The organism is Janthinobacterium sp. FW305-128 (assembly GCF_020858135.1).
GTDB lineage: Bacteria > Pseudomonadota > Gammaproteobacteria > Burkholderiales > Burkholderiaceae_D > Janthinobacterium.
Genome location: NZ_JACYMK010000003.1, coordinates 286,484 through 310,117 on the forward strand (window position 1 = coordinate 286,484; position 23,634 = coordinate 310,117).

The following is a 23,634-nucleotide window of genomic DNA, read 5'->3' on the forward strand; positions in this document are numbered from 1 at the left end:
CCAGCGCAGCCACGTCAGAGCGCCCCAGCCACCGCACAGGCCGCCCACGAGGCGGCTTTTGTATTTGCGACGTACCGTTAAAGTGCAGTGGCTGGGTACCATTCGCTCACTACTGCCGCGACGGCGCCGTGAGCATGTGACCACTTTTCCTCGTTGCTCTCGAACCGCTTATTTGGCAATACAATGTGCTTGTCAGCCGCTCGTAACGCGAACCATAAATCGTTCTGCAATTCTGATCGCCCATAATCACCACTCCCATAAGGAGTCACCACAATGATTTTTTTGTTTTGAGCACGCGCATAACCGATCTCAACCAATGTACCGAATGCCGTGAGATCTTCCAAAAAAGCGACAAAGATATCTGCACGTGTTATGCCTTGGATTGCACCTCGATAAGCGGCGCCTTCCGCCCATTCGGGGCTGCATGTGGTGATTCCGTGCCTATAGCCGTGATAACTGCCTCGTGCCTTCCAGGGGCCGGAGTAAAGGAAGTTGACATTTGTGCCATGAAATGTCATTAATTCAGGTTCAGCAATTAAAACGTCGTTGTCGCCTCTATCCATCTCTAACTCTCCGCTCTTCATGGATTCAGCAACGTTAAATATCCGCCAACATGAAAAGCTGTGCCCCGGTTGCTTGTTGTCGAAAGGCTCCCCCATTTTTCCCGCCATATAGATTATCGGCAGGTCACGCGATGCAGTTCGGCGACCACGTTTCTTGCTGATCCAAATATCCACGTCGGCTTGGCTCCAGCCCACCGCACGTTCACCGAGGGAGATAGATTTTGGGAATTCCTGTGCGCTCTGTAGCTTGTAGATCATTGATCGCGAAAGTCCAGTTCGAGCCATAACATCTTCGATACGTAAAATGTTGTCGTTGGTGAAATTAAAAAAGCTCATAAATTTCCTTTCGAAGTGGTGTGGACGCCAGTGGACATTATGAGACTTCTGTGAACTCTGTGCAATGGAAATTTCGAGAGCCGGGTTACATGCTAGTGACGCTCGCCTGGTATTTTGGGGGCGAATGAGTGCCTGTTGCGCAGCAGTCTGAATGTCGACCTTACCCCCCCATCCCTTGCGCTCGCATGCCAAGGTGATGCTGCGGCAGGGCTGTCAGCGCCGCAGCGGCCGCCCGTGCCCACGGTCATGAATATGTTCAATATCTTAAAAGCAATCAAATGCCCTTTATCGGCCCGGCGCGCGCAGTTGTCCCCCCTCCACACCTGCCCGCTATATAGGACTCTTTTGACTCAAATTTGCATCATGGCCGAAGGCGCATGAGGACTGGCGCGGCGGGGCGAAGAGTGGGGATGCGATTTGACGCATTTTGACGCACTTTGAGCGGTTTTTCGTGCGGGTGGTGTTGCGAACGTGGGAGCGGTGTTGTTTTCGCGCTGCGCCGCGTCCTGGCGCGGTTCTGGCCCATGTAATGGCGTCCCTGCTCTGAGCATCATTCATCGTCGCGCCCTCGCGTCGTTGCCGGGTATTGCGGGCTCAAGAACTCTTGATATGCTGTATGTATACACAGTATTTTACTTGGGTGTCACAATGATTGTCAAAATGTTAAAGATGCGCCTTGCTGGGGTGGAAGTGCCCAAGCGCCGGCTGCATGATCGCTATAACTCGGCACGGCCCGGCAAGTTGGAAGTCGTTGAAACGACAGACCAGGGCTTGCATCGGTTGGTGAAGCTGGCCCGCTTCACTTACGGCGAGAGCGGAAACTACGTTGACACACTGTTCGACGTGAATTTGCTCTGGTATCGGGATGGGCGCATGGTGTTGTCAGGGTTTGAGCGCAGCAAAAAAGATATGCAATTTTGCGACTATGCGCAGTCCTGGCTGTGTTTTGTCGGAACGGAGCCGCCGCCAATGCCGGAAGGCAGGTAGAATAAATTGCATGTGCGCCGACTATACCCCCAGCCGTAGCGATCAAATCGAACAGCATTTCGCTGTTCGCTCCCCTCAATTTGATCTGCCGCCGGAAGCCTGGCCAGGCTACATGGCGCCGATCATTCGCGCGTCGCACGATGTGCCCGGTGAGCTGGAAGTCGCGCCGGCATGTTTCGGGATGGTTCCGCATTGGGCCGATATCAAGCTGGCGCGCCAGACCTACAACGCCCGTACTGAAACCGTGGCGCAGAAGCCTTCCTTCCGTAATGCCTGGAAGCGCAAACAGTTCTGCATTATCCCCGCAGACAATTTCTTTGAACCTTGCTATGAGACTGGAAAGCCTGTTCGCTGGCGCATCGAGCGCGCCGATGGCATGCCGGCCGCCATCGCCGGGATATGGGAGTTCCGGCCGCAAGATTTGCTGTTGTCGTTCTCGATGCTGACGATAAATGCCGATGGCCACCCGCTCATGCAGCGCTTCCACAAGCCGGATGATGAAAAGCGCATGGTGATGATCCTCGACCCGAACCAGTATCAAGGCTGGCTTGATGGCTCCCTTGTGAGTGAAGATGATTTGTTTCAGCAGTATCCAGCAGAGCGCCTCGTGGCTGTTGCTGATCCGCTTCCGCCGCGTGTGAAAAAATGAACACCGACCTGGTTGCTTGAGAGCGAGGGAGGTCTAGTAATCGGGAAAAAGCTTTACAGCTTTGGGTTCCAAAACAGCACGTGCTCTGTAAGTGTTGTCAATATTAAAACTTAATAACGGAGATATAAATGAGCTATACAGCCACCACCTTCAACGTAATGATTGCGTCTCCAGGTGATGTTGCATCAGAGCGTGCGATTGTTCGTGATGTAGTGTACGAATGGAATGCGGTAAATTCTGGCACGAGGAAAATTGTTCTATTGCCAATAGGATGGGAGTCGCATTCGTCACCTGAGACTGGCGAAACGGCACAAGGAATTATCAACAAACAAATTTTATCTAAGTGCGACTTGTTGATTGGAGTGTTTTGGACTCGCATTGGGACGGAAACGGACAAGTTTTCTAGTGGTACGGTTGAAGAAATAGAAAAACACATTGCTGGTGATAAGCCAGCAATGCTCTATTTCTCCAGCCAACCAGTGGCACTGGATACGGTTGATCCTGCTCAGATTGAGAAGCTAAAAGAATTTAAAAAATCAATGCAAAGCCGTTCATTGTACGAAAGCTATGACAGTCATACTAGCTTCAAGGAAAAGCTTTATCGCCATCTTCAAATTAAGGTGAATGATCACCCTCTTTTTAGAATTTCTGAACAATCTACTACTTCTGCGTTAGTTGACTCTAAAACCTCGATTCCAACTCTACTGTCTGAATCCCGAATTTTATTAAAAGAAGCGAGTCTCGATCCACAGGGCATTATTATTTTTATGAGAGCTATTGATGGGACTGCTATTCAAACAAACGCGAAGAATCTTATTCCGTCCGACGCGCACAGGGATGTTGCAAAATGGGAGCAAGCACTAGATGAACTGGTCCAAGAGGGCCTCGTAGTCGCGCGCGGTCACAATGGTGAAATTTTTGAAGTCAGCAATCGCGGATATCAGATAGCTGACATGATAGAACTTTAAAAATCATATGCAGAGCGTTGCACTCCGCATGCTCTAACTGTTGCCGCTGCGTGGTAGCCCTCGCGTGCCGCAGGCGCGCGAATGTTTGATGAGCACTGGTATCACCGATCCACCCGGCGTACTGGCAAAAAAAAGGCTGTCATTTTGTTGTCATTCCTAGGCTAGAATAGCCCAAAAACAACCCAAATAATGACAGCCTTCTTCTTGCTAACTATTTGATTCTAAAGAATTCAGTGGTGGAGACGGCGGGAATCGAACCCGCGTCCGCAAGCACTCCACAGACAGTTCTACATACTTAGCACTATCATTTAATTTAACTCAGCCAGCACGGATGTGCACGTTATGGGCAAGCGAGTTACCTATTATTTAGTCGGACGCTAAGTAACCCAGCATACGACGAGTCCCTGTAAATGACTCTAGAGCTTTTGACGGCCCACCCCAGGGACGAGGTGTTCTAGAGCTAACAGCGATTAAGCTGCCAGTGCGTACGAGTTATCGTTTGCAGTTAAGTTTTTTCAGGTTGTATTTACGAGGTAGCCCGCCCTCGGTATGCCCTGCGCTGCTTTGCAACCCACGTCGAAACCAGGTCGTCCCCACAGAACCTTCATTGTAGCGCAATCTTCACACTCTTGCATGATGCATTCGCAGTAATGGATAGAAGGCCAGGCAGATGCAGTTTCAAGCCATCAAGCCGCCAGCTGCCGCTCCTGCGCCGCCTTCACCACAGTACTCACCAACTCGAGCAACGCTTGCGGCGTATCGAGCAAATGGTCGGCGTTCCAGTGCTGCGGCTCGACGGGGCCGCAGTAGCCCCAGGCGCAGGCGACCGTGCGCATGCCGGCGGCGCGGCCGGCCTGGATGTCGCGCAGGTCGTCGCCCACGTACCAGCAGTCTTCCGGCGCCAGGTCCAGGCGGCGGGCCGCTTCCAGCAGGGGGGCGGGGTGGGGTTTCGGGTGCGCCATGGTGTCGCCCGAGATCACGCAGCCGGCGCCGCCCAGGCCGATCTGGCCCACCAGCGGGTCGGTGAAGCGGGCGGCCTTGTTGGTGACCACGCCCCAGGCCAGGCCCAAGGCGCTCAAGCCTTCCAGCATGGCGGGGATGCCGTCGAATAAACGGCTTTCCACGGCCAGGGCCGCTTCGTAATTGTTCAGGAAGCCGTCTTTCAGGGCTTCGTAGCCGCTTTCGCCCGGTTGGACGCCATACGATGCGCCTATCATGCCGCGCGCGCCCGCCGAGGCCGTGGGGCGCAAGATGTCATACGGAGTCGGCGCCAGGCCGGCGCGCGCGCGCAGCAGGTTGATGGCCGCTGCCAGGTCGGGCGCGGTGTCGGCCAGGGTGCCGTCGAGGTCGAACAGGATGGCGCGCGGGGCTGGCAGATGGTCAGTGATCATGGCGGGCAAAGTGTGTCAAGTGGGAATGAAAAATGGCGGCCGCAGCCGCCTTGTATTGTGCGTGATGGTTACAGCGGCCGGGTGCAGGCCACCAGATAATTGACGCTGGTATCGCTATTAAGTGAGTAAATCTTGGTCAGCGGATTGTAGCCCATGCCGCGCATGCTGTTGACGTCCAGGCCGGCACTGCGCAGGTATTGCGACAGTTCGGCCGGGGTGATGAATTTGTCATAGTCGTGCGTGCCTTTCGGCAGCAGACGCAGCAGGTATTCGGCGCCCAGGATGGCGAACAGATACGCTTTCGGGTTGCGGTTCAGGGTCGACAGGAAAACGTGGCCGCCCGGTTTCACCAGGGTGGCGCAAGCCTTGACGATGGCGGCGGGGTCCGGCACGTGCTCGAGCATTTCCATGCACGTCACGACGTCGTACTGGCCCGGCTCTTCCGCGGCCATGGCTTCGGCGGCGATCAGCTTGTAGCGTACCTTGGCACCGGATTCCAGGCTGTGCAGGTCGGCCACTTTCAATGCCTTGTCGGACAGGTCGATGCCCGTCACGTCGGCGCCCTTGCGGGCCATCGATTCGGCCAGGATGCCGCCGCCGCAGCCGATGTCGATCACGCGTTTGCCGGCCAGCGGCACTTTCGCGTTGATCCATTCCAGGCGCAGGGGATTAATTTCGTGCAGGGGACGAAACTCGGAAGTGGGGTCCCACCAGCGGTGGGCCAGCTCACTGAATTTTTGGATTTCGAGAGGGTCGGCGTTCATAGGTCGAATAATAGCGGCAATTTTACAATTGGGCAGCCACGGACGAAAAAAAACCCCGCCGTGGCGGGGTTTTTCAGCTGTTCTTGACTTGCGCGATGATTTGCGCCGAGTCGAGGGGGCAGCTATTACTTGTTGCGGGTACCAACAACTTCGATTTCCACGCGACGGTTTTTCGCACGGCCTTCGGCAGTTTTGTTATCAGCAACAGGTTGTTTTTCGCCTTTGCCTTCGGTGTACACGCGGTTGCTTTCAACGCCTTTGGTAACCAGGTAGGCTTTGACAGCATCAGCACGACGTACCGACAGTTTTTGGTTGTAAGCATCGGTGCCGACGGAGTCGGTGTGACCCACAGCGATGATGACTTCCAGGTTGATGCCGCCCAGTTGTGCGGTCAGCTCGTCCAGCTTGGCTTTGCCTTCTGGCTTCAGCGTAGCTTTGTCGAAATCGAAGAATGCATCAGCGGCGAAGCTGACTTTTTCCGAGGTAGGAGCAACGACGACTGGCACTGGCACGACTGGTGCTGGTGCTGGTGCAGGTACGACTGGCGCTGGAGGTGCTACGCATTTGCCGTCTTGCAGGGTTTCTGGCTCTACGCACAGTGGTACGTCGCAACCTGGCACTGCGTCAGCAGGTGTCCAGTAGCCGGTGCGCCAGCACAGGCCGAATGGGTCACGCACGATCACGCCGCGGGCATCTTGCACGTAAGCGCTTTTTGGGCTTGGTGCTTGGATGTCAGTGGTAACTGGCGCGAATGGTGGGGAGGTTGGGGTTTGGGCCGAAGCCGAGCCAGCAATCACTGCGGATGCAGCGAAAAACAGCGTTACAAATTTATTCATTCTTTTTTCCTTTCGGGGGGTGATATCCGCAGAACAACACTGCGCTACTGGTGCTACGTGCCAAGATTTTATCATGTAGACCATATGCGCTCGTTTCAGATTGCGAAACTAGCAATTAACTTCCCAGTCATTTTGCCACACGCATCAGGGGCGCACGACCGTGGTTAAATCAAAGCTTGCCCGATTTTAGACCGTGCGTTGTTTTTGCGCAACGAAAATGCCCATTTGTAACGCATCTGTAACAATTGATCGCTTTTCTTGCCACTTTTAAGGGCAGGTGTCTTGAACTGACATTGCCGTTGTGCATTATCGGCAGAGCAACATGCACGACCCCGGTGCAAACTGCCAATGTTGCTGGTCTGGCCAATTTGTACAGGTAGCTGGGCGCGCATGCTAAAATCGTGCGCTTGACTGTTAAGAGTGCCGGGCAAATGCCCACGGCGGCACTGCATGGCCAGCACGTATCCTTGCGGTACCCGTACTGGCCTTGCCGCCAGCCCGCCGATTTGTTTTGGCACTCTGCGACATGGAAGTCGGGCCACGCCAGCAGCGCGCGGCGCGGCTTCCACGACGACAGCCACCCAGGATATGCAGTATTGCGTCATACATTGCGTAACAGATAAGTTAACCACAGCCTGAGATCAGTCGAACCGCCAATGGATCAATTCGCAAAAGAAACAATTCCTATTTCCCTCGAAGAAGAGATGCGCAAGAGCTACCTCGATTACGCCATGAGCGTGATCGTCGGTCGCGCCTTGCCCGATGCGCGCGATGGCTTGAAGCCAGTGCACCGCCGCGTCTTGTTCGCGATGCATGAAATGAATAACGTGTGGAACCGCCCTTACGTCAAGTGCGCCCGCGTGGTCGGCGAAACCATGGGTAAATACCATCCCCACGGCGATGCCTCGATCTACGACACACTGGTGCGCATGGCGCAGGATTTCTCGCTGCGCTACATGCTCGTCGATGGCCAGGGCAACTTCGGTTCCGTCGACGGCGACGGCGCCGCGGCGATGCGTTACACCGAGTGCCGCCTCGACAAGATCGCCGGCGAGCTGCTGGCTGATATCGACAAGGACACCGTCGACTTCCAGCCCAACTACGACGGCAAGGAAAAGGAACCGACGGTCTTGCCGACGCGTATCCCGAACCTGCTGATCAATGGCTCGTCCGGTATTGCCGTCGGCATGGCGACGAACATTCCGCCACACAACATCACCGAAGTCATCGACGGCGCGCTGCACGTGCTGCGCAACCCCGATTGCACGATCGATGAATTGATCGAGCTGATCCCGGCGCCGGACTTCCCGACGGCCGGCATCATCTATGGCGTGTCCGGCGTGCGCGACGGCTATCGCACGGGCCGCGGCCGCGTTGTCATGCGCGCCAAGACCCACTTCGAGGAATACGGCAAGGATGGCGGCCGCATCGCCATCATCGTCGACGAGCTGCCCTTCCAGGTCAACAAGAAATCCTTGCTGGAACGCATCGCTGAAAACGTGCGCGACAAGAAGCTCGACGGCATTTCCGACATCCGCGACGAATCCGACAAGTCGGGCATGCGCGTGGTGATCGAGCTGAAGCGGGGCGAAGTGCCGGAAGTGGTGCTCAACAACCTGTACAAGCAGACCCAGTTGCAAGACACCTTCGGCATGAACATGGTGGCCCTGGTCGATGGTCAGCCGAAGCTGCTGAACCTCAAGCAGATGCTGCAATGCTTCCTGTCGCACCGCCGCGAAGTGGTCACGCGCCGCACCGTGTTCGAACTGCGCAAGGCGCGCGAACGCGGTCACGTGCTCGAAGGCCTGGCGGTCGCGCTGGCCAACATCGATGACTTCATCGCCATCATCAAGGCCGCGCCGACGCCGCCGATCGCGAAGGTCGAGCTGATGGCCAAGGCCTGGGATTCGTCCGTCGTGCGCGAAATGCTGGCCCGTACGGGCGACGGCACGACGCCGGGCGGCGTCGATGCCTACCGTCCGGAAAACCTGCCGAAACACTACGGCATGCAGACGGATGGCCTGTACAAGCTGTCGGACGATCAGGCGCAGGAAATTCTGCAAATGCGCCTGCAGCGCCTGACCGGCCTGGAGCAGGACAAGATCGTCAACGAGTACAAGGACGTGATGGAACATATCGCCGACTTGCTCGACATCCTGGCCAAGCCGGAACGCGTCACCGTCATCATTACCGATGAAATGACCCTGGCGAAGAACGAATACGGCGCCGGCAACAAGGACGTGCGCCGCTCGCAGATCGAATTGAACGCGACCGACCTGGAAACGGAAGACCTGATCACGCCGCAGGACATGGTCGTGACCCTGTCGCACACCGGCTACATGAAGGCCCAGCCGATCACCGAATACCGCGCGCAGAAGCGCGGCGGACGCGGCAAGCAGGCCATGGCGACCAAAGAGGAAGACTGGATCGACCAGCTGTTCATCGCCAACACGCACGACTACATCCTGTGCTTCTCGGATCGCGGCCGCATGTACTGGCTGAAGGTGTGGGAAGTGCCGCAAGGCTCGCGCAACTCGCGCGGCAAGCCGATCGTCAACATGTTCCCGCTGCAGGACAACGAAAAGATCACCGTGATCCTGCCGCTGTCGGGCGAGAACCGCACGTTCCCGGAAGACCATTACGTGTTCATGTCGACCAGCCTCGGTACCGTCAAGAAGACGCCGCTGAAGGACTTCAGCAATCCACGCAAGGCCGGCATCATCGCGGTCGACCTGGACGACGGCGACTTCCTGATCGGCGCGGCGCTGACGGACGGCCAGCACGACGTGATGCTGTTCTCCGATTCGGGCAAGGCAGTGCGCTTCGACGAAAACGATGTGCGTCCGATGGGCCGCACGGCGCGCGGCGTGCGTGGCATGAACCTGGAAGAAGGCCAGCACGTGATCGCCCTGCTGGTGGCCGAGAACGAGCAGCAGTCGGTGCTGACGGCCACGGAAAACGGCTACGGCAAGCGTACGCCGATCACCGAATACACGCGCCATGGTCGTGGCACGAAAGGCATGATCGCCATCCAGACCAGCGAGCGCAACGGTAAAGTGGTTGCCGCGACCCTGGTCGATGCCAGCGATGAAATCATGCTGATCACCACCGGCGGCGTCTTGATCCGCACCCGCGTGTCGGAAATCCGCGAGATGGGCCGCGCGACACAGGGCGTGACCCTGATCGCCGTGGAAGACGGCACCAAGCTGTCCGGCCTGCAGCGCGTGGTGGAAACGGATATCGACGAAGTCGAGCTGACGACGGAGGCGGGCACGGATGCCGCGCCGGCAGCGGCCGAACCAGCCGATCCTGTCGACCCGGCCCAGCCGGAGTAAGATGATTGGGGCTCTTTCGGGAGCCCCAATTGCTATTGGCGCGTCTTTTCGTGGTGCTGCCAGCAGAATTTCGTAGGTCGGCTTAGCCCGTCGGGCGTAAGCCGACATGCATCCGGCAGTGCCCTTTTACCAGTCATTCAACATCCCGCATGCCATGAGAAAAATCGTCGCCACCTTCTTCGCCGCGTTTTCGCTGGCCTTCCTTGCGACCCTGCCGGCCCTGGCCCAGAGCACGCAAGCCACGCCCGCCCGCCAGGCGGCGCCAAGCCCCGCCATGAAAGTGGCCGTGCGGCGCATGCTCGACGCGATGCAGTTCCCGCAACTGACGCGCAGCATCTTCGACCAGATGCTGCAATCGGTGCCCGCCATGATCCGCCAGTCGGCGCAGCAGCAAATCAACAGCAACCCGAAACTGGACGAGCAGCGCAAGGCGCGCGCGCTGGCCAGCGCCGAGGAAGAAATCCCCCTGGCCATCGCCACCCTGACGCAGGTACTGGCCGACCCGACCCTGATCGACGAGCTGGGCGACGAAATGGTGCCCCTGTATGCGCGTTTTTACACGGTGCCGGAAGTCGAGCAGCTGACGGCCTTCTACAAGACGCCGCTGGGCCGCAAGATGCTGGCCACCATGCCGCAGCTGTCGGCCGAATCGATGGCCATCAGCCAGCGCGTGCTGATCCCCCGCGTGAACGCCGTGCTTGATCAGGTCATGCGGGCGGCCACGCAATCGCCCCAATAATTTCATTTCACTAAGGACCGTATCGTGACCCATATCTACAACTTCTCCGCCGGCCCCGCCGTTCTGCCCAAGGAAGTGCTGGCGCAAGCGGCCGCCGAGATGCAGGACTGGCACGGCAGCGGCATGTCGGTGATGGAAATGAGCCACCGTGGTCCCGAATTCATCTCCATTTACAAGCAGGCCGTGGCCGACCTGCGCGAGCTGCTGGCCGTGCCCGAGAACTACAAAATCCTGTTCTTGCAGGGCGGCGGCTTGGGCGAGAACGCCATCATCCCGATGAACCTGGTGGGCCTGGCCGCGCAGCAGCCGGCCACCGTCGACTTCGTGCACACGGGCTCGTGGTCGGGCAAGTCGATCCAGGAAGCGGCCAAGTATGCCAATGTGAACGTGGCCGCGTCCTCGAAGGCTGCCCGTTTCACTGGCGTGCCGCCCGTCGCCGAATGGAAGCTGACGCCAGGCGCCGCCTACCTGCACATCTGCACCAATGAAACCATCGACGGCGTGGAGTTCCAGCAGGCGCCAAGCGTGCCGCCAGGCACCACCATCGTGGCCGACATGTCCTCGCACATTTTGTCGCGCGTGATCGACGTGTCGCAATACGGCGTGATCTTCGGCGGCGCGCAGAAAAATATCGGCCCGGCCGGCCTGACCCTGGTCATCGTGCGCGAAGACTTGCTGGGCAAGGCGCTGCCGATCTGCCCGTCGGCTTTCGACTGGACCATCGTGGCCGAACATGAGTCGATGTACAACACGCCGCCCACCTACGGCATCTATATCGCCGGCCTGGTTTTCCAGTGGCTCAAACGCCAGGGTGGCGTTGCAGCCATGGAACAGCGTAATATTGAGAAAGCGGCGCTGCTGTACGCGGCGCTCGACGCGGACGACTTCTACCAGAACCGGGTCGACCCCGCATACCGTTCGCGCATGACCATCCCGTTCTATCTGCGCGATGAAAGTCTGAACGAAGCATTCCTGGCCGGCGCCAAGCAGCGCGGCCTGCTGCAACTGAAGGGCCACAAGTCCGTCGGCGGCATGCGTGCATCGATCTATAACGCGATGCCGATCGAGGGCGTGCAAGCCCTGGTCACCTATTTGAACGAGTTTGCCGGACGCTGAGTCGCTTAACCGACCGCGCCGGCCCGCCGCCGGCGCAGGCCGCGCGGCCATGATTGAAGTACAGCTGACGAAACAAACCATCCATGACCGATAAATTGAAACCGCTGCGCGAACAGATCGATGCGATCGACGCGCAAATCCTCGAACTGCTGAACCGCCGCGCGCAAATCGCCCAGCAGGTGGGCCACGTGAAGGCCGAGACGCAGGCACCCGTATTCCGTCCCGAGCGCGAAGCGCAGGTGCTGCGCGGCGTGGCCGAGCGCAATCCCGGCCCCATGGGCAACCGCGAAGTGCAGACCATCTTCCGCGAAATCATGTCGTCCTGCCGCTCGCTGGAAAAGCGCGTGACCGTGGCCTACCTTGGCCCGGCCGGCACCTTCAGCGAACAGGCCGTGTATCAGCAGTTCGGCAGCGCCGTCGAAGGCTTGCCGTGCGCGTCCATCGATGAAGTATTCCGTTCCGCCGAGGCGGGAACGGCGGACTTTGGCGTCGTGCCGATCGAAAATTCCTCGGAAGGCGCCGTCAACCGCACGCTCGACATGATGCTGCAGACCAGTCTCATCATCAGCGGCGAGGTGGCGATCGCCGTGCACCACAGCCTGATGACGAAGAGCGGCAACATGGATGGCGTCACGTCCATCTGCGCCCATTCGCAGGCGCTGGCGCAGTGCCAGGTCTGGCTGAACCAGAACTACCCGCATATCGAGCGCCGCGCCGTGGCCTCGAATGCCGAGGCGGCCCGCATGGCCGGCGAAGACGGCACGGTGGCGGCGATTGCCAGCGAACTGGCCGGCGCGCAGTACAAGCTGGGCGTGGTCAAGGGCCATATCCAGGACGACCCGCACAACCGCACGCGCTTTGCCGTCGTGGGCACCTTGCAGACGGCGCCGTCGGGCAAGGACCAGACCTCGCTGGTGCTGGCCGTGCCGAACAAGGCGGGCGCCGTGTACCAGCTGCTCGCGCCCCTGGCCAAGCACGGCGTGTCGATGACGCGCTTCGAGTCGCGCCCGGCGCGCATGGGCAGCTGGGAGTATTATTTCTATGTCGACGTGGAGGGCCACGTGCACGATGCGGCCGTCGCCCAGGCGCTGGCCGAGCTGCAGAGCAATGCGGCGTTTTTCAAGGTGCTGGGGTCGTATCCGGTCAGTTTGTGACTTCGTTGACTGGTGTCGGATTACGCTGCGCTAATCCGACCTACGGTAAGCTGTAGGTTGGGTTAGCGCAGCGTAACCCAACAAACAACCACGGTAAGCTGTAGGTTGGGTTAGCGCAGCGTAACCCAACAACAGCCACCAGCCTAATCATTCACCAACTTTTAAAGAACACCATGTCTAAAAATATCGGTCCAGAATACGTCCGCGCCATCGCCCCTTATCAGAGCGGCAAACCGATCGCGGAAGTTGCGCGCGAATTCGGCCTCGACGAGGCAGCCATCGTCAAGCTGGCGTCGAATGAAAACCCGTACGGCATGCCGGAATCGGCGAAGCAGGCGATGATCGCCGCCATCGATGACCTGGGCCGCTACCCGGACGCCAACGGCTTCGACTTGAAAGCCGTGCTGTCCAAGCGCTACGACGTGCCTGCCGACTGGATCACCCTGGGCAACGGCAGCAATGACATCCTGGAAATCGCCGCGCACGCCTTCGTGCAGCATGGCCAATCCGTCGTCTACTCGCAGTACTCGTTTGCCGTGTACGCGCTGGCCACGCAAGGCCTGGGTGCGCGCCACATCGTCGTGCCGGCGCAAGCCTACGGCCATGACCTCGACGCGATGGCTGCGGCGATTGCCGACGACACGCGTCTGGTCTTCATCGCCAACCCGAACAACCCGACCGGCACCTTCCTATCGGCCGCGCAGCTGGAAGCCTTCCTGCAGAAAGTGCCGGCGCATGTCGTCGTCGTGCTCGACGAAGCCTACAACGAATTCCTGTCGGCCGACGACCAGTACGAGTCGACGGCGTGGGTGCGCCAGTATCCGAACCTGGTGGTGTCGCGCACCTTGTCGAAGGCGTATGGCCTGGCCGGCCTGCGCATCGGCTTTGCCATCGCCCAGCCGGTGCTGACGGACCTGATGAACCGCATCCGCCAGCCGTTCAACGTCAACTCGCTGGCGCAGGCCGCCGCGATCGCCGCCCTGAACGACAAGGCCTTCCTCGAGCAAAGCGCGCGCAACAACGCGGCCGGCTACCAGCAGTTCACGGAGGCGTTCGACGCCCTGGGCCTGGAATACGTGCCGTCGCACGGCAATTTCGTGCTGGTGAAGGTGGGCGACGATGATGAAGCGGGCGCGCGCGTCAACCTGGCATTGCTCAAGCAGGGCGTGATCGTGCGTCCCGTCGGCAGCTATGGCTTGCCGCAATGGCTGCGCATTTCCATCGGCCTGCCGCAGGAAAACGCCATCCTCATCGCCGCGCTGACGAAAGCGCTGGCCTGACGATATGATGACGCCTGCACTGAACAAGGTAGTCATCTTTGGCGTGGGCCTGATTGGCGGTTCGTTCGCGCGCGCCTTGAAACATGCGGGCGCGGTCGGCACGGTGGTCGGCATGGGCCGCTCGCCGGCCTCGATGGCGCGCGCGCTCGAACTGGGCATCATCGACGAGATCGGCGGCGACATGGCTGCTGCCTTGCTTGGCGCCGACCTGGTGCTGGTCGCCGCGCCCGTGGCGCAGACGGGCGCCATCCTGGCGTCCATCGCGCCGCACCTGCAGCCCGGCACCATCGTCACCGACGCGGGCAGCACGAAAAGCGACGTGGTGGCGGCCGCGCGCGCGGCCTTGGGGGGCAAGGTGGCGCAATTCGTGCCCGGCCACCCGATCGCGGGACGCGAGACGAATGGCCCCGATGCGGCCATCATCGACCTGTATCAAGGCAAGAAAGTGGTGCTCACGCCGCTGGCGGAGAACGCCGCAGTCGACGTCGAGCGCGTGGCGGCCGCGTGGCGCGCCTGCGGCGCCATCCTGCACACCTTGAGCCCTGAAGAACATGACAAGGTGTTTGCCGCCGTCAGCCATCTGCCGCATTTGCTGGCCTTTGCGCTGGTCGACGACATCGCCAAGAAACCGCACGCGGGCCTGCTGTTCCAATACGCGGCCAGCGGCTTTCGCGACTTTACGCGCATCGCCGGCTCATCGCCGGAAATGTGGCGCGACATCAGCCTGGCCAACCAGCCGGCGCTGCTGCATGAACTGGACGCCTACCTGGCGCAGTTGACGACCTTGCGCGCCCACCTGGCCGCGCACGACGGCGCCGCCATCGAGGGCGTGTATGCGAACGCCCAGCACGCGCGCCAGCAATGGATCGAGGCGATCGAAACGGCGGAAGTACCGGCCGCGCCCACACGATAAATACTCAAGGATTCCAGCATGACCCAGACCAAGCACTACCCCCACCATATCGATCTGAAGCCGGTGATGCACGCGGAAGGCACGGTGCGCTTGCCCGGCTCGAAAAGCATTTCCAACCGCGTGCTGCTGCTGGCCGCGCTGGCCAAGGGCACGACGAAGATCATCGACCTGCTCGCCTCCGACGACACCTTCGTCATGCTGACTGCCCTGACGTCGCTGGGCGTCAAATGGACGCAGGATGAATTGACGGGCGATCCGGCCACCGCCCACCAGGTGCACCACGTGGAAGGCTGCGGCGGCGTGTTCCCGCACCACGAGGCGGACCTGTTCATGGGGAACGCCGGCACGGCGATCCGCCCGCTGACGGCGGCGCTGGCCGTGATCGGCGGCGACTACACCTTGCACGGCGTGTCGCGCATGCACGAGCGCCCGATCGGCGACCTGGTCGACGCGCTGAACGCCGTCGGCACGCAGATTGAGTACACGGGCGAGCAGGGCTTCCCGCCGCTGCGCATCCGCCGCGGCCACATTCACGCGCAACGCATCGCCGTGCGCGGCAACGTGTCGAGCCAGTTCCTGACGGCCCTGCTGATGGTGGCGCCGCTGATGGCGCGCGACCATGCCGTGACCATCGATGTCACGGGCGAGCTGATTTCGAAGCCGTATATCGAGATCACCCTGAACCTGATGCGCCGTTTCGGCGTGACCGTCGAGCATGACGGCTGGCAGTCGTTCACCGTGCAGCCGGGCCAGCAGTATCAAAGCCCGGGCACGATCCACGTGGAAGGCGATGCCTCGTCGGCCTCGTATTTCCTGGCGGCCGGCGCCATCGGCGGCGGTCCCGTGCGGGTGGAAGGTGTGGGACGCGACAGCATCCAGGGCGACGTGCGTTTCGTCGAAGCCTTGCAGCAGATGGGCGCGACCATCACCATGGGCGAGAACTGGATCGAGGCGCGTTCGAACGGTGTGCTGAAAGCCGTCGACATGGACTTTAACCATATTCCCGACGCGGCCATGACGATCGCCGTGGCCGCCCTGTACGCGGACGGTACCTCGACCTTGCGCAATATCGCCAGCTGGCGGGTGAAGGAAACGGACCGCCTGGCCGCCATGGCGACGGAATTGCGCAAACTCGGCGCCGAAGTGGAGGAGGGCGCCGATTACCTGCGCGTGACGCCGCCGGCCGAAATCCAGGCCGCGACCATCGACACGTATGACGACCACCGCATGGCCATGTGCTTCTCGCTCGCTTCGCTGGACGGCGCCGCGCGCCGCGGCAACGAGATGCGCATCAACGACCCGAAATGCGTGGCCAAGACCTTCCCCGAGTATTTCGCCGCCTTCGCGGGGATTGCCAAAGAGACCCTTATCTAACCGAAATCCGGGGTCAGACCCTCTCCACCCGCAACGCCAGTTCAGGCGTTGACGCAAGCGGGGGTCTGACCCCAGCCCTTTTGGGTTTAGTTTTTTTAAAGTGACAAAATAATGCCAACATCCACCATCCCAGTCATCGCCATCGACGGCCCCACCGCTTCCGGCAAGGGCACGGTGGCGCACCGCGTGGCCGACAAGCTGGGCTTTCATTACCTGGACTCGGGCGCGCTGTACCGCCTGACGGCCCTGAGCGCGCTGCGCCGCGGCACGGACTTGCGCGACGAGCACGCGCTGGCCAAGCTGGCCGAGCACTTGCCTTGCCACTTCGCCAATGGCGAGATCCTGCTGGCGCAGGAAAACGTCACCGAGCAGATCCGTGCCGAAGAGGTGGGCAATACGGCGTCGAAAATTGCCGTATTGCCAACTGTGCGTCATGCCCTGGTCAGCTTGCAGCTGGGTTTTCGCAAGACGCCGGGCCTGGTGGCCGACGGGCGCGACATGGGCACGGTGATCTTCCCGCATGCCCAATTGAAGGTCTTCCTCACGGCCAGCGTCGAGGCGCGCGCGCAACGGCGCTACAAGCAATTGATAGACAAGGGTTTTTCTGCTAATATGGAAGACCTTCTGATGGATTTGCAGGCGCGGGACGAACGTGATACTCACCGTGCGATTGCGCCGCTGGTCCCCGCGGAAGGGGCGCATGTCCTCGATACGTCGGCAATGACGGCAGATGATGCCGTTGAAACCGTGTTGAAATGGTATGCAGCTGCAGCAAAATAGTGTGATTTCTATGCTATGTGGTGCCCGTTGACGGCTCCTGGCCTGTCCGGGTGTGTCAAAAACCTAACCCAGTTTAAGTCGCATCGTGCGATCTCTGCTGGATAACCTGTGTGAACCCTATGTCTACTGTTACAACTAACGAATCTACCGGTATGGAAAGTTTTGCTGCGCTCTTCGAGGAATCGTTGTCGCGTCAAGATATGCGCTCCGGCGAAGTTATTTCCGCTGAAGTCGTGCGCCTCGACCACAATTTCGTGATCGTGAACGCTGGCCTCAAATCCGAAGCATTCATCCCTGTCGAAGAATTCAAGAACGACCACGGCGAACTGGAAGTCAAAGTTGGTGACTTCGTTTCCGTGGCGATCGAATCGCTGGAAAACGGTTTCGGCGATACCATCCTGTCGCGCGATAAAGCCAAGCGTCTGGCTTCGTGGCTGGCTCTGGAAAAAGCGATGGAATCGGGCGAAATCGTCGTCGGTACCGTCAATGGTAAAGTCAAAGGCGGTCTGACCGTGTTGACCAACGGCATCCGCGCATTCCTGCCGGGCTCGCTGGTTGATACCCGTCCTGTCAAAGACACCACCCCATTCGAAGGCAAGACCCTCGAATTCAAAGTGATCAAGCTCGATCGCAAGCGTAACAACGTGGTTCTGTCCCGCCGCGCCGTCATCGAAGCTTCGATGGGCGAAGAGCGTCAGAAACTGATGGAAACGCTGAAAGAAGGCACGGTCGTGACCGGCGTCGTCAAAAATATCACCGACTACGGCGCGTTCGTGGATCTGGGCGGTATCGATGGCCTGCTGCACATCACCGACCTGGCATGGCGCCGTGTACGTCACCCGTCGGAAGTACTGACGGTTGGCCAGGAAATCACCGCCAAGGTCCTGAAGTACGATCAAGAGAAAAACCGTGTTTCGCTGGGCGTGAAACAACTGGGCGACGATCCTTGGACCGGTCTGTCCCGTCGTTACCCACAAAGCACCCGTCTGTTCGGTAAAGTAACGAACCTGACCGACTACGGCGCGTTCGTTGAAGTGGAACAGGGTATCGAAGGTCTGGTACACGTTTCCGAAATGGACTGGACGAACAAAAACGTTGCTCCTAACAAAGTTGTCCAACTGGGCGACGAAGTAGAAGTAATGGTTCTGGAAATCGACGAAGAGCGTCGTCGTATCTCGCTGGGCATGAAACAGTGCAAAGCCAATCCATGGGACGACTTCGGTGTTACCCATAAGAAAGGTGACAAAGTCCGCGGCGCGATCAAATCGATCACCGACTTCGGCGTGTTCATCGGCCTGGCCGGCAACATCGACGGTCTGGTGCACCTGTCCGACCTGTCTTGGACCGAAACCGGCGAAGAAGCCGTGCGTCGCTTCAAGAAAGGTGACGAACTGGAAGCCATCGTTCTGGCCATCGACGTTGAGCGCGAGCGCGTTTCCCTGGGCGTCAAGCAACTGGAAGGTGACCCATTCAACAACTTCGCAGCCATGAACGACAAAGGTTCGCTGGTCACCGGTACCGTTAAATCGGTTGAGCCTAAAGGCGCCGTGATCCAACTGTCCGAAGAAGTTGAAGGCTACCTGCGCGCTTCCGAAATCTCGCGCGACCGCGTTGAAGATGCTGGTACGCACCTGAAAGTTGGCGACACCGTCGAAGCGATGGTGTTGAACATCGACCGCAAAGCCCGTGGTATCCAACTGTCGATCAAAGCGAAAGACAACGTTGAAACCCAGGAAGCCATGCAGAAGATGGCAGCTACCGACAACAACGCAGCTTCGGGCACCACCAGCCTGGGCGCCTTGTTGAAAGCTAAGTTCGATAACAAGAACTAAGACTGCGGATACGGCAGATGACAAAGTCCGAGCTGATCAACCGCCTCGCTGAGCGTTATTCTCAGCTGGTGGCGAAGGATGCGGAGTATGCCGTCAAGACCATTCTCGATGCGATGACCAACGCCCTGGCGACCGGTCAGCGTATCGAGATCCGCGGTTTTGGCAGTTTTGCCCTGAACAGCAGGCCCCCGCGCATCGGCCGCAACCCGAAATCCGGCGACAAGGTGATGGTTCCTGAAAAACGGGTACCCCACTTCAAACCGGGCAAACAGTTGCGCGAGCGGGTGGACGCGATGGTCGGGCAACCGATCATCGAGGATTAATCGTCTGCTGGAAGGCGACATAAAGAGCGGCGTCCTTGGATGCCGCTTTTTTTTGTTAATATGCTGTAGAGCACTGCTCAAACCTACTGCGCGTCGCGCTTTGCGGCCGGCGATGCTCACCGTACTTCAGTACGGTTGCGCTTCTCGGCCACAAATCGCTGCCGCTCGCTACGGTTTGATCAGCACTCTACGTTTGTGCCATGTGGTACGGGCATTTTTTTGTTCACTCTGGACCTATCGATGAAAATCATCTCCACCATCGTTGGCTGTGTTCTTTTCGTCCTGTTCTTCAGTTTTGCGCTGAAGAATGCGCAGGTTGTCGACCTGCATGTTTTCCTCAATTATGAAATTCGCGGCCCCCTGGTCCTGATGCTGCTGGGCTTTTTTGTCGCCGGCGCCAGCCTGGGCGTACTGGCGCTGACGCCGACCGTGTTCCGTCACCGCCGCGAAGCGAACAAGCAAAAGACCACCATTGCCGCGCTGCAGACCGTTGGCGTGGCCAGCAATGTCCAGCCGCAACCGGACAGCGTGAGCGCGCAGTAAGCGGCGCCGTCGCTCCTATCTCTCTTACTCGAATAAAAACAATCGCATGGATTTTGAACTCTGGTGGCTCTTGGGTATCCCGATGTTTTTCGCGCTGGGCTGGATCGCCGCGCGCGTGGACATTCATCAACTGGTGTCGGAATCGCGCAGCCTGCCGCGCAATTACTTCAAGGGCTTGAATTTCCTGCTCAACGAGCAGCATGACAAGGCCATCGACGCCTTCATCGAAGTCGTCAAGCTGGACCCGGAATCGGCCGATATGCACTTTGCGCTGGGCAACCTGTTCCGCCGCCGCGGCGAAACGGAGCGCGCCATCCGCGTGCACCAGAACTTGCTGGCCCGTCCGGACTTGCCGCTGGAACAGCAGGGCCACGCCGCCTACGAGCTGGGCATGGATTACCTGAAAGCAGGTTTGCTGGACCGCGCCGAAGAAACCTTCAACAGCCTGGTCGACACGCAATATGCGGCCCAGGCGCGCCGCGCGCTGCTGGAAATCTACCAGCGCGAAAAGGAATGGCCACGCGCCATCGAAGCGGCCGTGGGCTTGCAGGAATCGGGCGCCGGCGCGCGCCAGAAGGAAATCGCCCAGTTCTATTGCGAACTGGCGCATGACGCCCTCGTGCACATGAAGCCGGACGACGCCATGCCGCTGCTGGAAAAAGCCTTGCAGACGGACCGCAAGAGCGTGCGCGCCACCATCCTGACGGGCGACGTGCTGCTGGCGCGCGGCGACGTGGAAGGCGCGCTGACCACCTGGCGCCGCGTGGAGCAGCAAAGCGTGCCGCACGTGGCCCTGGTCGCGCAGCGCCTGATGGATGGCTACACCAAGCTGGGCCGTGCACAGGAAGGCGTCAACCTGCTGCGTTCCTACCTGGAAGAGGCATCGTCGATCGACCTGATCGAAGTCGTCTTCAAGGCCGTTATCGAGCTCGACGGCGTGGAAGCGGCGAAGCAGCTGGTCAGCGCCGAGCTGCGCCGCACGCCGACCCTGCTGGGCCTCGACAAACTGCTGGAAGCGCGCATGATGGACGCCCCGGCCGCCATCTGGTCCGAGCTGTCGATGGTGAAAAACCTCGTGCACGGCTACACGCAGAAGCTGGCCCGCTACCAGTGCAGCCATTGCGGCTTCAAGGCACGCCAGTTCTATTGGCACTGCCCTGGCTGCAACAAGTGGGAAACGTATCCACCGCGCCGCACAGAAGAACTTAACGTCATGAACTGATTCGTACACGTCACCTTGCCCTGAGCAATGTGGCGTGTACTTCTATGTAAGACCTGCTTTTTATCCATACGGTACATCCATGAAAATCACTATTATCGGCACCGGCTATGTTGGCCTCGTGACCGGCGCCTGCCTGGCGGAGCTGGGCAACGACGTCTTTTGCCTCGACCTGGACGCACAGAAGGTAGCCTTGCTCAACAGCGGCGGCATCCCCATCCATGAACCGGGCCTGGAAGAAGTCGTGGCGCGCAACCGCGCCGCCGGACGCATGACCTTTTCCACCGACGTCGAAGCGGCCGCCGCGCACGGCGCGATGCAATTCATCGCCGTCGGCACGCCGCCCGATGAAGACGGCTCGGCCGACCTGCAATACGTGCTGGCCGCCGCGCGCGGCATCGGCAAGTACATGACGGACTTCAAGGTCATCGTCGACAAGTCGACCGTGCCCGTCGGCACGGCCGAAAAAGTGCGCGCCGCCATCCAGGGCGAACTGGACGCGCGCGGCGTGGCCGCCACGTTCTCGGTGGCATCGAATCCGGAATTCCTCAAGGAAGGCGCGGCCGTCGAAGACTTCATGCGCCCCGACCGCATCGTCATCGGCGTCGACGCCACGCCGGAAGGCGAACGCGCGCGCGAATTGCTGAAAAGCCTGTACGCGCCGTTCAACCGCAACCACGAACGCACTTACTGGATGGATGTACGCTCGGCCGAATTCACGAAATATGCGGCCAACGCCATGCTGGCCACGCGCATCTCGTTCATGAATGAACTGGCGAACCTGGCCGACAAGGTGGGCGTCGATATCGAAGCCGTGCGCCACGGCATCGGTTCCGACCCGCGCATCGGCCACAGCTTCCTGTATGCGGGCTGCGGCTATGGCGGTTCCTGCTTCCCGAAAGACGTGCAGGCGCTCGAGCGCACGGCACGCGGCCACGGCCAGGAATTGCTGATCCTGCGCGCCGTCGAAGCCGTCAACGACCAGCAGAAACAGGTGCTGGGACGCAAAGTGGTCACTCGCTTCGGCGAAGATCTGACGGGCCGGCATTTCGCCGTGTGGGGCCTGGCCTTCAAGCCGAATACGGACGACATGCGCGAAGCATCGGCCCGCGTGCTGCTGGCCGACTTGCTGGGACGCGGCGCCACGGTGGCCGTGTACGACCCCGTCGCCATGGCCGAGGCGCGCCGCGTGCTGCAACTGGACTTGACGCCGGAGCAATTGGCCAGGGTGCGTTTTGCCGACAGTCCGAAGGATGCGCTGCAGGACGCCGATGCGCTGGTCATCGTGACCGAGTGGAAAGCCTTCCGCAGCCCCGACTTCGAGCAGGTCAAGGCGCGCCTGAAGCAGGCAGTGATCTTTGACGGACGCAATCTGTTCGAGCCGGCCGTCATGGCCGAGAACGGCATCGAATACCACGGGATCGGTCGCTCGATCCTGACGCGCGCATGAGCGCCCAGGAGGTAGTCGCCTTGACGGCGCCGGCCGCGCTGGCCCAGGTACGCCTGCTGGTGGTGGGCGATGTGATGCTGGACCGCTACTGGTTCGGCGATGTCAGCCGTATTTCGCCGGAAGCGCCCGTGCCCATCGTGCGCATCGAGAAGCGCGAAGAGCGCCTGGGCGGCGCGGCCAACGTGGCGCGCAACGCGGCCGCGCTGGGAGCGAAGACGAGCTTGCTGGGCGTGGTCGGCGACGACGAGGCCGGCAGCCAGGTCGAGCGCCTGCTCGAAGGCGGCGGCATCCACAGCTATCTGCAGCGCGATGCGGCCATTTCCACCATCATCAAGCTGCGCGTGATCGGCCGCCAGCAGCAGATGCTGCGCATCGACTTCGAGGATGCACCGAGTGATACCGTGCTGCGCGACAAGCTCAAGCAATTCAATGCCCTCTTGCCGCACTACGACGTGGTGATCCTGTCGGACTATGCCAAGGGCAGCCTGGTGAACGTGGCCGAGATGATCAAGGCGGCCCGGGCGGCCGGCAAGATCGTCATGGTCGACCCGAAAGGCGATGATTTCAGCCGCTATACGGGAGCGTCAGTGCTCACTCCGAATAAGTCGGAACTGCGCCGCGTGATCGGCAACTGGAGCACGGAAGAGCAGCTCACGGAACGCGCGCAGCAGATGCGCGCGCAGCTGGGCCTGGACGCCTTGCTGCTGACCCGTTCCGAAGAGGGCATGAGCTTGTACACGGCCGACGAGGTGCTGCACATGCCCACCGATGCGCGCGAAGTGTTCGACGTCTCGGGCGCCGGCGACACGGTGATCGCCACCATGGCGGCCATGCTGGGCGCCGGCATGGGCCTGGGCGACGCCGTGCGCACGGCCAACCGGGCCGGCGGCATCGTCGTCGGCAAGCTGGGCACGGCCACCGTCACCCGCGACGAGCTGTTCTCCCAATAACCATGCTGTACCACCTGCGCCGGAGCGTTTGATCTGGCGCAGGTTTTCCCATCCTTCCGCCGTCCCGTCTTGTCAACCGTATCACGTCCCAGCCGTTAAAGCCGTTAAGGCGCTGCTCTTCCCTTGCGTTCG

General features: G+C 60.0%; 21 protein-coding genes and 1 other RNA gene. 17 read left to right on the forward strand and 5 right to left on the reverse strand.

The features are described 5' to 3' along the window. Nucleotides 1-77: 77 nt before the first annotated feature. On the reverse strand, nucleotides 78-899 hold the full coding sequence (locus IGS60_RS08945) for an AlpA family phage regulatory protein (RefSeq protein WP_230503849.1): 822 nt from the start codon (nucleotides 897-899) through the stop codon (nucleotides 78-80). A 648-nt stretch (nucleotides 900-1,547) separates the two neighbouring features. Between IGS60_RS08945 and IGS60_RS08950 the strand changes: the two genes are divergently transcribed. The 3 genes from IGS60_RS08950 to IGS60_RS08960 all read left to right on the forward strand — a co-directional run bounded on the left by IGS60_RS08950 (nucleotide 1,548) and on the right by IGS60_RS08960 (nucleotide 3,503). Continuing rightward, nucleotides 1,548-1,886 carry a hypothetical protein gene (locus IGS60_RS08950; protein ID WP_230503851.1) on the forward strand — a complete coding sequence of 113 codons (339 nt, stop codon included), beginning with the start codon at nucleotides 1,548-1,550 and terminating at the stop codon, nucleotides 1,884-1,886. 10 nt (nucleotides 1,887-1,896) lie between these two features. After that, nucleotides 1,897-2,535, forward strand: a complete 639-nt coding sequence (locus tag IGS60_RS08955) for an SOS response-associated peptidase (RefSeq protein ID WP_230503853.1) — start codon at nucleotides 1,897-1,899, stop codon at nucleotides 2,533-2,535. A 128-nt stretch (nucleotides 2,536-2,663) separates the two neighbouring features. Next, entirely contained in the window at nucleotides 2,664-3,503 is an 840-nt protein-coding gene (locus IGS60_RS08960; protein WP_230503855.1) for a DUF4062 domain-containing protein, read from the forward strand. A gap of 234 nt (nucleotides 3,504-3,737) precedes the next feature. On the opposite strand, the gene ssrA is transcribed toward IGS60_RS08960, so the two are convergent. From ssrA to ompA, 4 genes are all read right to left on the reverse strand, one after another. Next, nucleotides 3,738-4,098, reverse strand: a transfer-messenger RNA (tmRNA) gene (gene ssrA, locus IGS60_RS08965). Between the two features lie 91 nt (nucleotides 4,099-4,189). Then, on the reverse strand, nucleotides 4,190-4,894 hold the full coding sequence (locus tag IGS60_RS08970) for an HAD family hydrolase (RefSeq protein ID WP_230503857.1): 705 nt from the start codon (nucleotides 4,892-4,894) through the stop codon (nucleotides 4,190-4,192). 68 nt (nucleotides 4,895-4,962) lie between these two features. Next, complete coding sequence (ubiG, locus tag IGS60_RS08975) at nucleotides 4,963-5,658, reverse strand: bifunctional 2-polyprenyl-6-hydroxyphenol methylase/3-demethylubiquinol 3-O-methyltransferase UbiG (protein ID WP_070219394.1); 696 nt, start codon at nucleotides 5,656-5,658, stop codon at nucleotides 4,963-4,965. A gap of 125 nt (nucleotides 5,659-5,783) precedes the next feature. Then, nucleotides 5,784-6,494, reverse strand: coding sequence for an outer membrane protein OmpA (ompA, locus tag IGS60_RS08980; RefSeq protein WP_070219395.1), 711 nt, complete (start codon nucleotides 6,492-6,494; stop codon nucleotides 5,784-5,786). Between the two features lie 656 nt (nucleotides 6,495-7,150). Between ompA and gyrA the strand changes: the two genes are divergently transcribed. The 14 genes from gyrA to rfaE1 all read left to right on the forward strand — a co-directional run bounded on the left by gyrA (nucleotide 7,151) and on the right by rfaE1 (nucleotide 23,502). Beyond that, on the forward strand, nucleotides 7,151-9,829 hold the full coding sequence (gyrA, locus tag IGS60_RS08985) for a DNA gyrase subunit A (protein WP_230503859.1): 2,679 nt from the start codon (nucleotides 7,151-7,153) through the stop codon (nucleotides 9,827-9,829). A 154-nt stretch (nucleotides 9,830-9,983) separates the two neighbouring features. Continuing rightward, complete coding sequence (locus tag IGS60_RS08990; protein WP_070219422.1) at nucleotides 9,984-10,568, forward strand: DUF2059 domain-containing protein; 585 nt, start codon at nucleotides 9,984-9,986, stop codon at nucleotides 10,566-10,568. Between the two features lie 24 nt (nucleotides 10,569-10,592). After that, entirely contained in the window at nucleotides 10,593-11,684 is a 1,092-nt protein-coding gene (gene serC, locus IGS60_RS08995; protein WP_230503861.1) for a 3-phosphoserine/phosphohydroxythreonine transaminase, read from the forward strand. An 83-nt stretch (nucleotides 11,685-11,767) separates the two neighbouring features. After that, nucleotides 11,768-12,838, forward strand: coding sequence for a prephenate dehydratase (gene pheA / locus IGS60_RS09000; RefSeq protein WP_099410369.1), 1,071 nt, complete (start codon nucleotides 11,768-11,770; stop codon nucleotides 12,836-12,838). 173 nt (nucleotides 12,839-13,011) lie between these two features. Then, nucleotides 13,012-14,118 (forward strand): histidinol-phosphate transaminase, encoded by a 1,107-nt coding sequence (hisC, locus tag IGS60_RS09005; RefSeq protein ID WP_070219398.1) that lies wholly within the window; start codon nucleotides 13,012-13,014, stop codon nucleotides 14,116-14,118. Nucleotides 14,119-14,122: 4 nt separating this feature from the next. Then, nucleotides 14,123-15,031: a prephenate dehydrogenase gene (locus tag IGS60_RS09010; protein ID WP_230503863.1), complete on the forward strand. Its 909-nt coding sequence runs from the start codon at nucleotides 14,123-14,125 to the stop codon at nucleotides 15,029-15,031. A gap of 18 nt (nucleotides 15,032-15,049) precedes the next feature. Continuing rightward, nucleotides 15,050-16,405: a 3-phosphoshikimate 1-carboxyvinyltransferase gene (gene aroA, locus IGS60_RS09015; RefSeq protein WP_230503865.1), complete on the forward strand. Its 1,356-nt coding sequence runs from the start codon at nucleotides 15,050-15,052 to the stop codon at nucleotides 16,403-16,405. A 111-nt stretch (nucleotides 16,406-16,516) separates the two neighbouring features. Further along, nucleotides 16,517-17,185: a (d)CMP kinase gene (gene cmk / locus IGS60_RS09020; RefSeq protein ID WP_070219400.1), complete on the forward strand. Its 669-nt coding sequence runs from the start codon at nucleotides 16,517-16,519 to the stop codon at nucleotides 17,183-17,185. Between the two features lie 119 nt (nucleotides 17,186-17,304). After that, entirely contained in the window at nucleotides 17,305-19,017 is a 1,713-nt protein-coding gene (rpsA, locus tag IGS60_RS09025; RefSeq protein WP_071650172.1) for a 30S ribosomal protein S1, read from the forward strand. Between the two features lie 17 nt (nucleotides 19,018-19,034). Continuing rightward, the gene (locus IGS60_RS09030; protein WP_008446215.1) at nucleotides 19,035-19,340 is read left to right on the forward strand and encodes an integration host factor subunit beta; all 306 of its coding nucleotides are present in this window, start codon (nucleotides 19,035-19,037) and stop codon (nucleotides 19,338-19,340) included. 240 nt (nucleotides 19,341-19,580) lie between these two features. Then, a complete protein-coding gene (locus IGS60_RS09035; protein ID WP_029496228.1) occupies nucleotides 19,581-19,883 on the forward strand; it encodes a lipopolysaccharide assembly LapA domain-containing protein in 303 nt (100 codons plus the stop codon). Nucleotides 19,884-19,929: 46 nt separating this feature from the next. Then, complete coding sequence (gene lapB, locus IGS60_RS09040) at nucleotides 19,930-21,105, forward strand: lipopolysaccharide assembly protein LapB (protein WP_070219401.1); 1,176 nt, start codon at nucleotides 19,930-19,932, stop codon at nucleotides 21,103-21,105. A gap of 79 nt (nucleotides 21,106-21,184) precedes the next feature. Then, entirely contained in the window at nucleotides 21,185-22,552 is a 1,368-nt protein-coding gene (locus IGS60_RS09045) for a UDP-glucose/GDP-mannose dehydrogenase family protein (RefSeq protein ID WP_230503867.1), read from the forward strand. Next, nucleotides 22,549-23,502 carry a D-glycero-beta-D-manno-heptose-7-phosphate kinase gene (gene rfaE1 / locus IGS60_RS09050; protein WP_070219403.1) on the forward strand — a complete coding sequence of 318 codons (954 nt, stop codon included), beginning with the start codon at nucleotides 22,549-22,551 and terminating at the stop codon, nucleotides 23,500-23,502. Before IGS60_RS09045 ends, rfaE1 begins: the two co-directional genes overlap by 4 nt. Nucleotides 23,503-23,634: the final 132 nt, after the last annotated feature.

Excerpts from the sequence above, each read along its gene's own strand:
- IGS60_RS08970 (WP_230503857.1), bottom strand. The coding sequence starts at position 4,894 with ATGATCACTGACCATCTGCCAGCCCCGCGCGCCATCCTGTTCGACCTC.
- aroA (WP_230503865.1), top strand. The coding sequence starts at position 15,050 with ATGACCCAGACCAAGCACTACCCCCACCATATCGATCTGAAGCCGGTG.
- rpsA (WP_071650172.1), top strand. The coding sequence starts at position 17,305 with ATGTCTACTGTTACAACTAACGAATCTACCGGTATGGAAAGTTTTGCT.
- IGS60_RS09030 (WP_008446215.1), top strand. The coding sequence starts at position 19,035 with ATGACAAAGTCCGAGCTGATCAACCGCCTCGCTGAGCGTTATTCTCAG.
- IGS60_RS09045 (WP_230503867.1), top strand. The coding sequence starts at position 21,185 with ATGAAAATCACTATTATCGGCACCGGCTATGTTGGCCTCGTGACCGGC.
- rfaE1 (WP_070219403.1), top strand. The coding sequence starts at position 22,549 with ATGAGCGCCCAGGAGGTAGTCGCCTTGACGGCGCCGGCCGCGCTGGCC.
- ubiG (WP_070219394.1), bottom strand. The coding sequence starts at position 5,658 with ATGAACGCCGACCCTCTCGAAATCCAAAAATTCAGTGAGCTGGCCCAC.
- IGS60_RS09010 (WP_230503863.1), top strand. The coding sequence starts at position 14,123 with ATGATGACGCCTGCACTGAACAAGGTAGTCATCTTTGGCGTGGGCCTG.
- IGS60_RS08955 (WP_230503853.1), top strand. The coding sequence starts at position 1,897 with ATGTGCGCCGACTATACCCCCAGCCGTAGCGATCAAATCGAACAGCAT.
- IGS60_RS08950 (WP_230503851.1), top strand. The coding sequence starts at position 1,548 with ATGATTGTCAAAATGTTAAAGATGCGCCTTGCTGGGGTGGAAGTGCCC.
- lapB (WP_070219401.1), top strand. The coding sequence starts at position 19,930 with ATGGATTTTGAACTCTGGTGGCTCTTGGGTATCCCGATGTTTTTCGCG.
- pheA (WP_099410369.1), top strand. The coding sequence starts at position 11,768 with ATGACCGATAAATTGAAACCGCTGCGCGAACAGATCGATGCGATCGAC.
- ompA (WP_070219395.1), bottom strand. The coding sequence starts at position 6,494 with ATGAATAAATTTGTAACGCTGTTTTTCGCTGCATCCGCAGTGATTGCT.
- IGS60_RS08990 (WP_070219422.1), top strand. The coding sequence starts at position 9,984 with ATGAGAAAAATCGTCGCCACCTTCTTCGCCGCGTTTTCGCTGGCCTTC.
- hisC (WP_070219398.1), top strand. The coding sequence starts at position 13,012 with ATGTCTAAAAATATCGGTCCAGAATACGTCCGCGCCATCGCCCCTTAT.
- IGS60_RS08960 (WP_230503855.1), top strand. The coding sequence starts at position 2,664 with ATGAGCTATACAGCCACCACCTTCAACGTAATGATTGCGTCTCCAGGT.
- cmk (WP_070219400.1), top strand. The coding sequence starts at position 16,517 with ATGCCAACATCCACCATCCCAGTCATCGCCATCGACGGCCCCACCGCT.
- gyrA (WP_230503859.1), top strand. The coding sequence starts at position 7,151 with ATGGATCAATTCGCAAAAGAAACAATTCCTATTTCCCTCGAAGAAGAG.
- IGS60_RS09035 (WP_029496228.1), top strand. The coding sequence starts at position 19,581 with ATGAAAATCATCTCCACCATCGTTGGCTGTGTTCTTTTCGTCCTGTTC.
- IGS60_RS08945 (WP_230503849.1), bottom strand. The coding sequence starts at position 899 with ATGAGCTTTTTTAATTTCACCAACGACAACATTTTACGTATCGAAGAT.